Annotated in this window: 12 protein-coding genes; 8 read left to right on the top strand and 4 right to left on the bottom strand. The window is 73.9% G+C overall.

Annotated features, from left to right (window positions below; all coding sequences use genetic code 11):
- The first annotated feature begins 175 nt into the window (after positions 1 to 175).
- Both J2S41_RS02570 and J2S41_RS02565 read left to right on the top strand, forming a co-directional pair.
- Positions 176 to 1,636, top strand: coding sequence for an aldehyde dehydrogenase family protein (locus J2S41_RS02570; RefSeq protein ID WP_310362510.1), 1,461 nt, complete (start codon positions 176 to 178; stop codon positions 1,634 to 1,636).
- 368 nt (positions 1,637 to 2,004) lie between these two features.
- On the top strand, positions 2,005 to 3,198 hold the full coding sequence (locus J2S41_RS02565) for an FAD-dependent monooxygenase (RefSeq protein WP_310362507.1): 1,194 nt from the start codon (positions 2,005 to 2,007) through the stop codon (positions 3,196 to 3,198).
- A 12-nt stretch (positions 3,199 to 3,210) separates the two neighbouring features.
- On the opposite strand, the gene J2S41_RS02560 is transcribed toward J2S41_RS02565, so the two are convergent.
- Genes J2S41_RS02560 through J2S41_RS02545 form a run of 4 tightly spaced genes read right to left on the bottom strand, consistent with a single transcriptional unit; the run spans position 3,211 to position 6,479 of the window.
- Positions 3,211 to 3,990 (bottom strand): ABC transporter ATP-binding protein, encoded by a 780-nt coding sequence (locus J2S41_RS02560; RefSeq protein ID WP_310362502.1) that lies wholly within the window; start codon positions 3,988 to 3,990, stop codon positions 3,211 to 3,213.
- A gap of 1 nt (position 3,991) precedes the next feature.
- A complete protein-coding gene (locus J2S41_RS02555) occupies positions 3,992 to 4,750 on the bottom strand; it encodes an ABC transporter permease (protein ID WP_310362500.1) in 759 nt (252 codons plus the stop codon).
- Complete coding sequence (locus tag J2S41_RS02550) at positions 4,747 to 5,517, bottom strand: ABC transporter permease (RefSeq protein WP_310362497.1); 771 nt, start codon at positions 5,515 to 5,517, stop codon at positions 4,747 to 4,749. The genes J2S41_RS02555 and J2S41_RS02550 overlap by 4 nt, the downstream gene beginning before the upstream one ends.
- Positions 5,514 to 6,479, bottom strand: a complete 966-nt coding sequence (locus J2S41_RS02545) for an ABC transporter substrate-binding protein (RefSeq protein ID WP_310362494.1) — start codon at positions 6,477 to 6,479, stop codon at positions 5,514 to 5,516. The genes J2S41_RS02550 and J2S41_RS02545 overlap by 4 nt, the downstream gene beginning before the upstream one ends.
- A 226-nt stretch (positions 6,480 to 6,705) precedes the next feature.
- Between J2S41_RS02545 and J2S41_RS02540 the strand changes: the two genes are divergently transcribed.
- Genes J2S41_RS02540 through pcaDC form a run of 6 tightly spaced genes read left to right on the top strand, consistent with a single transcriptional unit; the run spans position 6,706 to position 12,248 of the window.
- Complete coding sequence (locus tag J2S41_RS02540) at positions 6,706 to 7,506, top strand: CoA transferase subunit A (RefSeq protein ID WP_310362492.1); 801 nt, start codon at positions 6,706 to 6,708, stop codon at positions 7,504 to 7,506.
- The gene (locus J2S41_RS02535; RefSeq protein ID WP_310362490.1) at positions 7,503 to 8,246 is read left to right on the top strand and encodes a CoA-transferase subunit beta; all 744 of its coding nucleotides are present in this window, start codon (positions 7,503 to 7,505) and stop codon (positions 8,244 to 8,246) included. Before J2S41_RS02540 ends, J2S41_RS02535 begins: the two co-directional genes overlap by 4 nt.
- Before the next feature lie 9 nt (positions 8,247 to 8,255).
- Entirely contained in the window at positions 8,256 to 8,966 is a 711-nt protein-coding gene (gene pcaH / locus J2S41_RS02530) for a protocatechuate 3,4-dioxygenase subunit beta (protein WP_310362488.1), read from the top strand.
- Complete coding sequence (gene pcaG, locus J2S41_RS02525) at positions 8,956 to 9,549, top strand: protocatechuate 3,4-dioxygenase subunit alpha (RefSeq protein ID WP_310362486.1); 594 nt, start codon at positions 8,956 to 8,958, stop codon at positions 9,547 to 9,549. Before pcaH ends, pcaG begins: the two co-directional genes overlap by 11 nt.
- A 40-nt stretch (positions 9,550 to 9,589) precedes the next feature.
- Positions 9,590 to 11,104, top strand: coding sequence for a lyase family protein (locus tag J2S41_RS02520; protein WP_310362484.1), 1,515 nt, complete (start codon positions 9,590 to 9,592; stop codon positions 11,102 to 11,104).
- Positions 11,105 to 11,114: 10 nt separating this feature from the next.
- Positions 11,115 to 12,248 (top strand): bifunctional 3-oxoadipate enol-lactonase/4-carboxymuconolactone decarboxylase PcaDC, encoded by a 1,134-nt coding sequence (pcaDC, locus tag J2S41_RS02515; protein WP_310362482.1) that lies wholly within the window; start codon positions 11,115 to 11,117, stop codon positions 12,246 to 12,248.
- Positions 12,249 to 12,252 lie beyond the last annotated feature (4 nt).

Raw genomic sequence — 12,252 nt, 5'->3', positions numbered from 1 at the left:
GGCCGGTGCGCCATCGGGAGCCCCGCCGGTCGCGGACCGATCGCTGCTGCCTCCCCTGCAGCGATCGGCCCGCGATCGGCGGGGTTTCCCGCGTTTCTTGACTGTTACGTGGGCCACCCCTAGCGTTCTTATGGCTAACTGATGTGCGCCATGCGAACAATCGGAGGGCCCGCCGATGACCGACATTCGCAACCTACTGATAAACGGCGAACACGTGCCCGCGTCCGGCGGTCGCACGACCGAGGACCTCAACCCCTGGACGGGCACGCCGCTGGCGCTGGTCGCGGCCGCCGCGCCGGAGGACGTCACGCGCGCGGTCGACGCGGCCCACGCCGCGTTCCCCGCCTGGGCCGCCACGCCGCCGACCGCCCGCCGGAAGATCCTGAACCGGGCCGCCGACCTGCTGGAGGAGCACGCGCGCGAGGCCGCCACGCTGATGGGTGCGGAGACCGGTGGCCCGTTCGGCTGGGCCATGTTCAACGTCGGCCTGGCCACCGGCATGCTGCGCGAGGCCGCCGCGCTGGTCACCGCGCCGCTCGGCGAGGTGCTCGCCACCGACAACCCGGACGCGCTCGCGCTCGGCCTGCGCCAGCCGGTCGGCGTGGTGGGCGCGTTCGCGCCGTGGAACGCGCCGATCATCCTGGGCACCCGCGCGATCGCCACCCCGCTCGCGGTCGGCAACACCGTGGTGGTCAAGGCCAGTGAGGACGCGCCGCTGGTCGCCGCGCACTACCTGGCGGACCTGCTGCGCGAGGCCGGGCTGCCGCCGGGCGTGCTCAACGTGATCACCAACGACCGCGCGGACGCGGCCGTGATCGCGGAGACGCTGATCGCGGACGAGCGGGTGCGCCGGGTCAACTTCACCGGCTCCACCGGCGTCGGCCGGCGCATCGGCGAGTTGGCCGCGCGCCACCTCACCCCGGCCGTGCTGGAGCTCGGCGGGAAGAACGCGGTGCTGGTGCTGGACGACGCCGACCTGGAGTACGCGGTGAACGCGGTGGCGTTCGGCGCGTACCTGAACGCGGGCCAGATCTGCATGTCCGCGGACCGGATTCTGGTGCACCGCGCGGTCGCGGACGAGTTCACCGCGCTGCTCGCCGCCAAGGCCGCGACGCTGCCGGCCGGCGACCCGGCCGATCCGGCCACCGTGGTCGGGCCGCTGATCAGCGAGGACGCGGCGCGGCGGGTGGCCGGGCTGGTGGACGAGGCGGTCGGTCAGGGCGCGAAGATCGCCGTGGGCGGCGGCACGCCGGACCGTGCGCTCTACCCGGCCACCGTGCTGTCCGGCGTGGAGCCGCACATGCGGATCTACTCGGAGGAGATCTTCGGGCCGGTCTGCACCGTGCTCACGGTCGACGACGCGGACCAGGCCGTGGCGATCGCGAACGACAGCCCGTACGGCCTGACCGCGGGCGTCCTCACCGCGGACCTCTCCCGTGGCCTGGACATCGCGCGGCGCCTGCAGACCGGCATCGTGCACGTCAACGACCAGTCCGTCGACGACGAGCCGATCGCGCCGTTCGGCGGCGTCAAGGGCTCCGGCTACGGCCGGTTCGGCGGGCGCGCGGGCGTCGACGCGTTCACCGACCTGCGCTGGATCACGCTCCAGCAGCGGCCGAAGCACTTCCCGTTCTGACCGGCGGCTCACGCTGGACCGGCTGCCTCGATCCACGCCCGATCGACCGCCTTGAGCGGTCCCGCGACCGGCCAACGTAAGCCACACCCCGACCGGCCCGCGTGAGCCGCACCCCGAGCCGCCGGCGTGAGCCGCGCCCTGCGCGCCCGGCCCGGCCGCGCCGCGTGGCGGGAGGGCGGCCGGGAGCGGTGTGGTGGGTGGCCGGCGGGGTTTCGGTGACCAGCGGCGGGACCGGCTGCGATGCGGGGCCGGAGCGGCGGCGGAGGCGCCGCGAGGTTTGCCCGCGGGAGCACTGGGAACTCGATCACGCCGGGAGCGGGAAGATCTGTTCGCGGAACATCGATGCGGCGCGAGCGAAGCGGAGCGACATGACCTCTGGACGTGCGGTGGTCTCGGGAGCGAGCATCGCCGGGCTGTCCGCCGCCTTCTGGCTGCGGCGGAGCGGCTGGGAGGTGACCGTGATCGAGCGCGCCCCACGGTTCCGGGACGGTGGGCAGAACGTCGACGTGCGCGGCGTCGCCCGCGAGGTGATCACGCGGATGGGGCTGTTCGACGCGGTCAAGGCGCGGAACACCACGGAGACCGGGACGGTCCTGGTGAACGCGGACGGCCGGGTGCGGGCGGAGCTGCCGTCCGACGGGCCGGACGGCGCCACGGCGGAGCTGGAGGTGCTGCGCGGTGACCTGGCCCGCACGATCCTCGACCACCTGCCGGACGGCGTTACGTTCCACTATGGAGACACGATCGAGGACGTGACGGACGGGCCGGAGCACGTCGGCATCACCACCGCGGGCGGCCGGTCGCTGCGCGCGGATCTGCTGGTCGTGGCGGAGGGTGTGGGATCGTCGACCCGGGACCGGGTCTTCGGTGACGCGGTCGGGCGGCGGAAGCTGGGGATCACCATGGTCTTCGGCACCATTCCGCGCACGCCGCACGACGACGACCGCTGGCGGTGGTACAACGCGGTCGGCGGGCGTCAGGTGCACCTCCGGCCGGACAATCACGGCACCACCCGGGCGATCCTCTCCTACGCGCGCTCCGCGGACCTCACCGGCCTGGACCGGGCCGACGCGCTGGCCCGGGTGCGGGAGCGGTACGCCGGCGCCGGCTGGGAGGCACCGCGAGTCCTGGACGCGTTCGACACCGCCGACGACGTCTACATCGACCACCTCACGCAGATTCGGATGAGCACCTGGCACCGCGGGCGGGTGGTGCTGGCCGGTGACGCCGCCTGGTGCGTCACCCCGTTGGGCGGCGGAGGCGCGTCCCTGGCACTGACCGGCGGTTACGTGCTCGCCGCCCGGCTCGCGCAGGAGAACGGCGACCTGGAGGCGGCGCTGGCCGGGTACGAGCGGTGGATGCGGCCGCTCGTCGACGACGTGCAGAGCCTGCCGCCCGGGTTGGAGCTGTTCGCCTATCCGCGGACCCGGGTCGGCCTGGCCGTGCGCGCGCTGGCCGACCGGGTGCTCACGTCCCGGCTGTTCGCGCCGCTCGCGGCGAAGCTGACCCGGGTCGCGGAGACCGAGCGGGCGCTGCCGGAGATCCCGGTGCCACGGCGGTGACGCCGATCCCGGTCAGCTCGCGGCGATCGACCGCTTGGCCGCCTGGATCTGCTCGTAGACGTGCGTGCGGAGTTCCGTGAAGCGGGGCGCGGCGCGGGTGTGCAGCTGGTCGCGCTCGGCCGGCAGGTCGATCGGCAGGTCCTCGCGGACCACGGTCGGCGACGCGGACAGGATCAGCACGCGCTGCCCCAGGTAGACGGCCTCGTCGATGTCGTGCGTGACGAACAGGACGGTGACGCCGAGGCGCTGCCACAGGCCGCGGATCAGGTCCTCCAGGTCGGCCCGGGTCTGCGCGTCCACGGCCGCGAACGGCTCGTCCATCAGCAGCACCCGCGGCTCGTACGCGATCGCCCGCGCGATCGCCACGCGCTGCTGCATGCCGCCGGAGAGCTGCCACGGGTACGCACCGTGCGCGTCCGCGAGGCCGACTGCGGCGAGCGACTCGGCGACCAGTTCGCGGCGGCGCTCCCGGGGCAGGCCCTTCTGGCGCAGCGGCAGCTCCACGTTGGCCGCCACGCGCATCCAGGGGAAGAGGCTGCGGCCGTACTCCTGGAAGACGACGGCCATGCCGGGCGGCGGCCCGGTGACCGGGGTGCCGTCCACCGTGACCGTGCCGCCGGACGGCGGGAGCAGGCCGGCGATGCACTTGAGCAGCGTGGTCTTGCCGCAGCCGGACGGGCCGACCAGGCAGGTCAGGTCGCCGTCGGCGACGGTGAACGTGAGGTCGCGGACGGCCTCGACGGTACGGCCGTCGCCGGTGTAGGTCTTCTTGAGGCCTTTGACGTCGAGCATGTCAACCCTTCTGCGCGCGGCGCAGGCCGTGGTACCAGCCCAGGAGCACGTTCTCGGCCAGCCGGAACAGGCCGGAGAGCACGACGCCGAGCAGGCCGAGGAGGATGATGCCGGTCCACATCTCCGGGATGGCGAAGCTGCGCTGGAACTCGACGATCGTGTAGCCGAGCCCGGAACTGGCGGCGAACATCTCGCTGATCACCATGAGGATGATCGCGAGGGACAGGGCCTGGCGGGCACCGGCCACGATCTGCGGGCCGGCGGCCGGCAGCACCAGCCGCCACAGCCGGGCCGGGCCGGTGAGCCCGTAGGAGCGGGCGGTCTCGGCGAGCACGCCGTCGACCGCGCGCACACCCTCCACCGTGTTGAGCAGGATCGGCCAGACGCAGCCGGACACGATGACCAGGATCTTCATGCCGTCCCCGATGCCGGCGAACAGCATGATCACCGGGACCAGCACGGGCGGCGGCACCGCGCGGACGAACTCCAGCACCGGCTCCACCGTGGCGCGCACCCGCGGGCTGCCGCCGATCAGCACGCCGACCGCCACGCCGAGCAGCAGCGCCAGCCCGAAGCCGGCCAGCAGCCGGAGCAGGCTGGGCAGCACGTCGGTCCGCAGCCGGGTGGGCGTCCACACGTCCGGCGCGGTCTCCAGGATGGTCCGCAGCGGCGGTACGTAGAAGTCCTCGCTGCCCGCGGTCGCCACCCACCAGGCCGCCACGAGTACGACCGGGAGCGTCAGCCAGTAGACGAGCCTCATACCGCCACCTCGCCGCGGACGGACTGGTGCCAGCGCAGCGCGTGCCGCTCGACCGCGCGGGCGCCCACGTTGATCGCGACGCCGAGCAGGCCGGTGACCACGATCAGCGCGTACAGGTCCGGGACCGCGCCGGAGGACTGCGCGACCGCGATCCGCGCGCCGAGCCCGGGCACGCCGATGACCAGTTCGCCGGTGACGCAGAGGATCAGCGCGACGGCGGCGGCCAGGCGCAGGCCGGTCATCACGTACGGCAGCGCGGTCGGCCAGAGCACGTGCACGATCCGGGCGCCGCGGCCGAGCCCGTAGGCGCGCGCGGTCTCGTCCGCCACCGGGTCGACGTCGCGCACGCCGTAGAGCACCTGCACCAGCATCTGCCAGAACGCGGCGTAGACCACCAGGACCAGCTTGGACTGCAGGCTCGCGCCGTAGAGCACCACGACCAGCGGGATCAGCGCCACGGACGGGATCGGCCGGAGGAACTCGATGGTGGACGCGGTCAGCTCGCGCAGCACCGGCACGGCGCCGATCAGCAGGCCGAGCGCGATGCCGGCCGACGCCGCGAGCAGCAGGCCGAGCACCCAGCCCTGGAGCGTGTCGCGCAGCGCGACCCAGAACGCGACGTCGGTCAGCTCGCCGCCGAGCGCCACCGCGATCTCCGCGGCCGGTGGCAGGTAGCCCGCCGGGACCAGGCCGGCGCGTGGGATCACCTCCAGGAGCGCGACGAACCCGGCAAGGCCGGCCAGCCCGTACGACCAGGTGCGGCTCACGGCAGCAGCGCGGCCAGGTCGGGCGTGGCGTCGCCGAAGATGCCGTCGGCCCGGCCGAGCTCGGACAGCCGCTCCAGCGAGGCCCGGTCGACCTCGGTGGGCCACTTCGGCAGGATCAGCGCGGCGCGGACCTCCTCGCTGATCTTCGTGTAGCTGCTCAGCACGGCGCGCACCTCGTCCGGGTGGGCGTCCGCGTACGCCAGCGACTCCTCGATCGCCTCGGTGAAGCGCCCGACCAGGTCCGGGTCGTCGGCGATCAGCTTCGTACCGGCGAAGTAGGCCGCGATCGTCAGGTTCGGCGCGGTGTCCGTGAAGTTGGAGGCGATCACGGTGCCGCCCGCGGCCTTCACCGCGGAGAGCTGCGGCTCGACCACCCAGGCCGCGTCGACCTGGCCGCTCTCCAGCGCGGCCGGCATGTCCGGGAAGGGAATCTCGACGAACTGGATGCCGCCGGGGTCGCCGCCGGCCTTGCGGACCGACTCGCGGACCGTGGTGTCGCCGATGTTCTTCAGCGTGTTCACCGCGACCTTCCGACCGGCCAGCGCGGCGGCGGTGGCGATCGGGCTGTCCTTCCCGACCACGACGCCGCCGAAGTCCTTGCCGGGCACGCCGGTTGACGCGGCACCGTTCGCCACGATCTTCACCGGTACGTTCTTGGTCTGCGCGATCATCAGCGAGGTGATGTTGCTGAAGCCGAACTGGAAGTCGCCGCTGAGCACGCCCGGCACGATCGCGGCGCCGCCCTGCGCGGTGACCAGCTCCAGATCGATGCCGCGGGCGGAGAAGAAGCCCTTCTCCTTGCCGAGGTAGATCGGGGCCACGTCGACGATCGGGATGACCCCGACCGTGACCTTGCGCGGGCCGGACTCGGTGGTGCCCGGCTCCTCCGAGGACGTGCCGCCGCATGCGGCGACGGCGGCGAGCGCCGCGGCACTGAGCACGGCGGCGAGGAAGCGGCGCATATGGGGTCTCCCGGGTCGATTCGGTGTGCCGTTGTGCCCGCGGACTGTTCGCTATCCGAACAGTCGTTCTCTAGAAGAACGTAAAGGCGTGACGCGGACCACGTCAATCCCGCGCATCGATATTCTTACCTGCCGATCCGCGTTGACGCCGCCCCGAGCCCGGCGTTACGTTCGTTGGACGAACTCCTGTGCGCAAAACGCACACACTCGCGGACCCGGGAGCGCCATGGGGGAGATCACCACGCTGGCCGACGCGGTCGCCCGGCTCGTGCACGACGGTGACACGGTGGCGCTGGAGGGGTTCACCCACCTGATCCCGGTCGCCGCCGGCCACGAGATCATCCGGCAGCGCCGCCGCGATCTCACGCTGGTCCGGATGACGCCGGACATCGTCTACGACCAGCTGATCGGCGCCGGCTGCGCGCGAAAGCTGGTCTTCTCCTGGGCCGGCAACCCGGGCGTGGGCTCGCTGCACCGGTTCCGGGACGCGGCGCAGCACGGCTGGCCGGTGCCGCTGGAGATCGAGGAGCACAGCCACGCCGGCATGGCGAACCGGTACGTGGCCGGCGCGGCCGGGCTGCCGTTCGCGGTGCTGCGCGGCTACACCGGCACGGACCTGCCCGCGCGCACCGCCACCATCGCGCCGATCACCTGCCCGTTCACCGGCGAGGTGCTGACCGCGGTCCCCGCGCTCAACCCGGACGTGGCGATCGTGCACGCGCAGCGCGCGGACCGCGACGGCAACGTGCAGCTCTGGGGGATCACCGGCGTGCACAAGGAGGTCGTGCTGGCCGCCCGCACCTCGCTGGTCACGGTCGAGGAGATCGTCGACGAACTGGAGCCGAGGCCGGGCGCGCTGGTGCTGCCGTCCTGGACCGTCACCTGCGTCGCCGAGGTGCCGGGCGGCGCTCGGCCGTCGTACGCGATGGGCTACTACGACCGGGACAACGACTACTACAAGTCCTGGGACGCGATCTCCCGCGACCGCGACGCCTTCACCGACTGGCTCCAGCGGGAGGTCCTGTGACGCACACCCCCGGCGAGATGATGACCGTGGCGGCGGCGCGGGCGCTGACCGACGGCGACCGCTGCTTCGTCGGCATCGGCAAGCCCAGCACCGCGGCGAACCTGGCCCGCCGCACGCACGCGCCGCACCTGGTGCTGGTCTACGAGTCCGGCACGATCGGCGCGAAGCCGGACCGGCTGCCACTGTCCATCGGCGACGGCGTGCTGGCCGAGACCGCGGACGCGGTGGTCTCGGTGCCGGAGATCTTCAACTACTGGCTGCAGCCCGGCCGGATCGACGTGGGCTTCCTGGGCGCCGCGCAGCTCGACCGGTTCGGCAACATCAACACCACCGTGATCGGCGAGGACTACGCGCGTCCGAAGGTGCGGCTGCCCGGCGCCGGCGGCGCGCCGGAGATCGCGGCGTCCTGCCGCGAGGTCATCGTGATCGTGACGCACAGCCGCCGGACGTTCGTGGAGCGCGTGGACTTCGTGACGTCGGTCGGCTTCGGCACCGGGCCGGGCGACCGCGAGCGGCACGGGCTGCGCGGCGGGGGGCCGCGGCTGGTGGTCACGGACCTCGGCATGCTCGCGCCGGACCCGCAGACCCGCGAGCTGACCCTCACCCGGCTGCACCCCGGCGTCACGCTCGACGAGGTGCGCGCCGCCACCGGCTGGGAGCTGCGCGTCTCGCCGGACCTGCGCGTCACCGAGGCGCCGACCGACACCGAGCTGCGCGTGCTGCGCGCGCTCGAGAGTTAGGAGGGCTCCATGCTGCCCAGCTACCGGCGCGACGACGGTACGACGCACCCGCCGTTGCTCTCCCCCGGCTACAGGTCCACGGTGCTGCGTGCGCCGCGCGAGCAGCTGGTGCTGCTGCCGCACACGCTCACCGAGGTCACCGGCCCGATGCTGGGCGAGGGCCGGGTGCGCGACTCGGACGCGGACCTCACGCTCGCGCCCGGCGGCGAGGCGCAGGGCCAGCGGATCATCGTGCACGGGCAGGTGCGGGACGCGGACGGGCGGCCCGTCCCGCACACGCTGGTCGAGGTGTGGCAGGCGAACGCGGCCGGCCGCTACCAGCACCGGTGGGACCAGCACCACGCGCCGCTCGACCCGCACTTCACCGGCGTGGGCCGGTGCCTGACCGACGACTCCGGCCACTACCGGTTCGTGACGATCAAGCCGGGTGCGTATCCGTGGGGCAACCACGAGAACGCGTGGCGGCCCGCGCACATCCACTTCTCGCTGCTCGGGCGCGCTTTCACGCAGCGCCTGGTGACGCAGATGTACTTCCCGGACGATCCGCTGTTCGCCTACGACCCGATCTTCAACTCGGTCCGGGACGAACGGGCGCGGGCGCGGCTGGTCTCCCGGTTCGACCTGGCCGCGACCGTGGACTCGTGGGCGCTCGGCTTCCGGTTCGACATCGTGCTCTGCGGTACGGACGGGACCCCGATGGAGGAGCCGCATGACGACTGAGTTCCGGTCCGACTACGCGGGCGACGCCGGGTTCGACGGGCTGACGCCGTCGCAGACGGTCGGTCCGTACCTCTCGATCGGCCTGCCGTGGCCGGACGGCCCGTCGGTGGTCGAGGAGGGCACGCCGGGCGCGATCCGGATCGCCGGCACCGTGTACGACGGCACCGGCGCGGTGGTACCGGACGCGCTGATCGAGACGTGGCAGGCCGACCCGGACGGCGGCTTCGCGCACCCGGACGACCCGCGCGGCCGGCCGACCGGCTTCCGCGGTTTCGGCCGGTGTCCCACCGACGACGCCGGCGACTGGGCGATACTCACGCTGAAGCCGGGCATCGTCCCGGACCGCGAGGGGCGGCCGCAGGCGCCGCACCTGGACGTCTCGGTCCTGGCCCGCGGCCTGCTGCACCGCGTGGTGACGCGCATCTACTTCGCCGACGAGGCGGAGGCGAACGCGGCCGATCCCGTGCTGGCGACCGTGCCGCCCGCCCGCCGGTCCACGCTGCTCGCGACGCCCGAACGCGACGGCTACCGGTTCGACATCCGGTTGCAGGGGGATGATGAGACCGTCTTCTTCGCGCTCTGACCGGACCGGGCTCTTCGACGCCGTACTGTCGGCCGGCCCGGTGCACGGCCTCGTCGACGACACCGCCTGGCTCCAGGCCATGCTGGACGCGGAGGCCGCGCTGGCCCGCGCCCAGGCCCGGCTCGGCCTCGCCTCCCCCGAGGCCGCCGCCGCGATCACGGACGCCTGCCACGCCTCCCGTTTCGACCCGGCCGCGCTGGCGCGCGACGCGTCCTCCGCCGGAAACCCCGTGGTCCCATTGGTACGGGCCCTGCGCGCCCAGTTGCCGCCGGACGTGGCCCGGGTCGCGCACGCGGGCGCCACCAGCCAGGACATCCTCGACACGGCGGCGATGCTGATCGCCCACCGGGCCGCCGGACCACTGCTCGCGGACCTCACCGCCGCGGCGGACCACGCGGCGGCGCTGGCGGCCGCGCACCGCGACACGCCCATCGCCGGCCGCACGCTGCTCCAGCAGGCACTCCCCACCACGTTCGGCCTGATCGCGGCGGGCTGGACGACGGCGCTGGACGCCTCGGCCACCCGACTGGCCTTCACCCGCCGCCATGCGCTCGCCGCCCAGCTCGGCGGCGCGGTCGGCACCCTCGCCGCCTCCGTCTCGCCGTCCCCCTCCTCGGCTTCTGCCTTCTCCCCCGCGGGCGCGCCGACCGCTGGTTCGCCCTCTCCCATCACCTCCGCGCCGGCCGCCGACGCGCCCTCACCTTCCGCTTCCGCCTCGGTCTCCGCCTCTCCCCCCACCTCCGCGCCGGCCGCTGGGGACGGAGCCGGCGCCGGCGGCCACGGCCGCGGCGGCTCCGGCGGCGGTCGCGGCTGGATCGGGCCGGCGTTGATGGGGGCGTTCGCGGAGGAGGTCGGGCTGGCCGAGCCGGTTCTGCCGTGGCACACCGATCGTGGCCGGGTGGCGGAGCTGGCCGGTGTGCTCGCGGGCGCGGCCGGCACGATCGCCAAGATCGCCCGGGATGTGACGCTGCTGGCGCAGACCGAGGTGGGCGAGGTCCGCGAGGGCGGCGAACGCGGCGGCTCCTCCACGATGCCGCACAAGTCGAACCCGATCGCCGCGATCTCCGCCGCCGCCTCCGCCGCCCGGGCGCCCGGGCTGGCGGCCACGCTGTTCGCGGCCATGGCGCACGAGCATCAGCGCGCCGCCGGATCGTGGCACGCGGAGTGGCTGCCGCTCACCGACCTGCTGCGCGCCGTCGGCTCGGCGGCCCACTGGCTCCGCGACTGCCTCGCCCACCTGGAGATCGGCCCGGCCCGCATGCGCGCCAACCTGGACCTGACCGGCGGCGTGCTCCTCGCCGAACGGCTCGCCGCCGCGCTCGCGCCGGCGCTCGGCAAGGACGCCGCCCACGATCTGATCGCCGACGTCGTCCGCGACGGCCGCCCGCTCACCGGCGACCCGCGCGTCACCGCCCACCTCGACCCCGCCACCGTCGCCGCGCTCCTGGACCCGGCGGACTACCTGGGCAGCGCGGGCACGCTGGTCGACCGGGCCCTGGCCGCTCGTCCCGAGGCACCGATGGCACGCGATTCCGGCATGCTTCCGCGCGAATGAAGGGATTCCCATGAGTGCCGTGGCGTTGCATCACGTGGTGGACGGGCCGGTGGATGCGCCGCCGCTGTTGCTGCTCAACTCGCTGGGAAGCGATCTGAGCATGTGGGAGCCGCAACTGCCCGCGTTGAGCCGGCGGTTCCGGGTGATCCGATGCGACACCCGGGGGCACGGGCTGTCACCCGTACCGCCGGGGGACTATGCCCTCGACGATCTGGGCCGGGACGCGCTGGCGCTGCTGGACCGGCTCGGGGTCGCGTCCGCGCACCTGGTGGGACTCTCGCTCGGCGGGATGGTCGGGATGTGGCTGGCCGCGCACGCGCCCGAGCGGGTCCGGCGCCTGGTGCTGTGCTGCACGTCCGCGCGACTCGGCCCGCCCCAGGGCTGGGCGGAACGGGCCCGCACCGTGCGGGCACACGGCACCGGCGCGGTCGCGGACGCGGTGACCGGCCGCTGGCTGACGCCGGCCTTCGCGGAGACCCACCCCGACCTGGTGCGACGACTCAAAGACATGATCATCAAGACCCCGGCCGAGGGGTACGCCGGAGCCTGCGCCGCGATCGAGCACATGGACCAGCGCGCCGACCTCGCCCGGATCGCCGCACCGACGCTGGTGATCGCCGGCCGCGACGACCCGGCCACGCCGCCGGCACACGCGCGGCTCATCGCGGACGGGATTCCCGGCGCGCGCCTGGAGGTGTTGCCCGAGGCCGCGCACCTGGCCAGCGTCGAACGCGCCGACGCGGTCACCGCGCTGCTCCTGGACCACCTGGAGGACCGGGCCGCCGAGGATGCCGGCATGATCGTGCGCCGCCAGGTGCTCGGCGACGCACACGTGGACCGCGCGGTGGCCGGCACCACGCCGCTGACCGCGCCGTTCCAGGACCTGATCACGCGGTACGCCTGGGGCGGCGTCTGGGCCCGGGACACGCTGGACCGCCGCACCCGCAGCTGCGTCACGCTCGCCGTGCTGACCGCGCTGCACTGCCACGACGAACTGGCCATGCACGTGCGCGCGGCCCGCCGCAACGGCCTGACCCAGGCGGAGATCGGCGAGGTGCTGCTGCACACCGCGATCTACGCGGGCGTGCCGGCGAGCAACGCGGCGCTGGCCGTCGCCCGCCGCGTGCTCGCCGAGGAAGAGTAAGGTT

It is taken from the genome of Catenuloplanes atrovinosus (assembly GCF_031458235.1).
GTDB classification, from domain to species: Bacteria; Actinomycetota; Actinomycetes; order Mycobacteriales; family Micromonosporaceae; genus Catenuloplanes; species Catenuloplanes atrovinosus.
This window is presented reverse-complemented; position numbering and strand designations above follow the sequence as displayed.

Excerpts from the sequence above, each read along its gene's own strand:
- J2S41_RS02545 (WP_310362494.1), bottom strand. The coding sequence starts at position 6,479 with ATGCGCCGCTTCCTCGCCGCCGTGCTCAGTGCCGCGGCGCTCGCCGCC.
- pcaH (WP_310362488.1), top strand. The coding sequence starts at position 8,256 with ATGCTGCCCAGCTACCGGCGCGACGACGGTACGACGCACCCGCCGTTG.
- J2S41_RS02540 (WP_310362492.1), top strand. The coding sequence starts at position 6,706 with ATGGGGGAGATCACCACGCTGGCCGACGCGGTCGCCCGGCTCGTGCAC.
- J2S41_RS02560 (WP_310362502.1), bottom strand. The coding sequence starts at position 3,990 with ATGCTCGACGTCAAAGGCCTCAAGAAGACCTACACCGGCGACGGCCGT.
- J2S41_RS02555 (WP_310362500.1), bottom strand. The coding sequence starts at position 4,750 with ATGAGGCTCGTCTACTGGCTGACGCTCCCGGTCGTACTCGTGGCGGCC.
- pcaG (WP_310362486.1), top strand. The coding sequence starts at position 8,956 with ATGACGACTGAGTTCCGGTCCGACTACGCGGGCGACGCCGGGTTCGAC.
- J2S41_RS02570 (WP_310362510.1), top strand. The coding sequence starts at position 176 with ATGACCGACATTCGCAACCTACTGATAAACGGCGAACACGTGCCCGCG.
- pcaDC (WP_310362482.1), top strand. The coding sequence starts at position 11,115 with ATGAGTGCCGTGGCGTTGCATCACGTGGTGGACGGGCCGGTGGATGCG.
- J2S41_RS02565 (WP_310362507.1), top strand. The coding sequence starts at position 2,005 with ATGACCTCTGGACGTGCGGTGGTCTCGGGAGCGAGCATCGCCGGGCTG.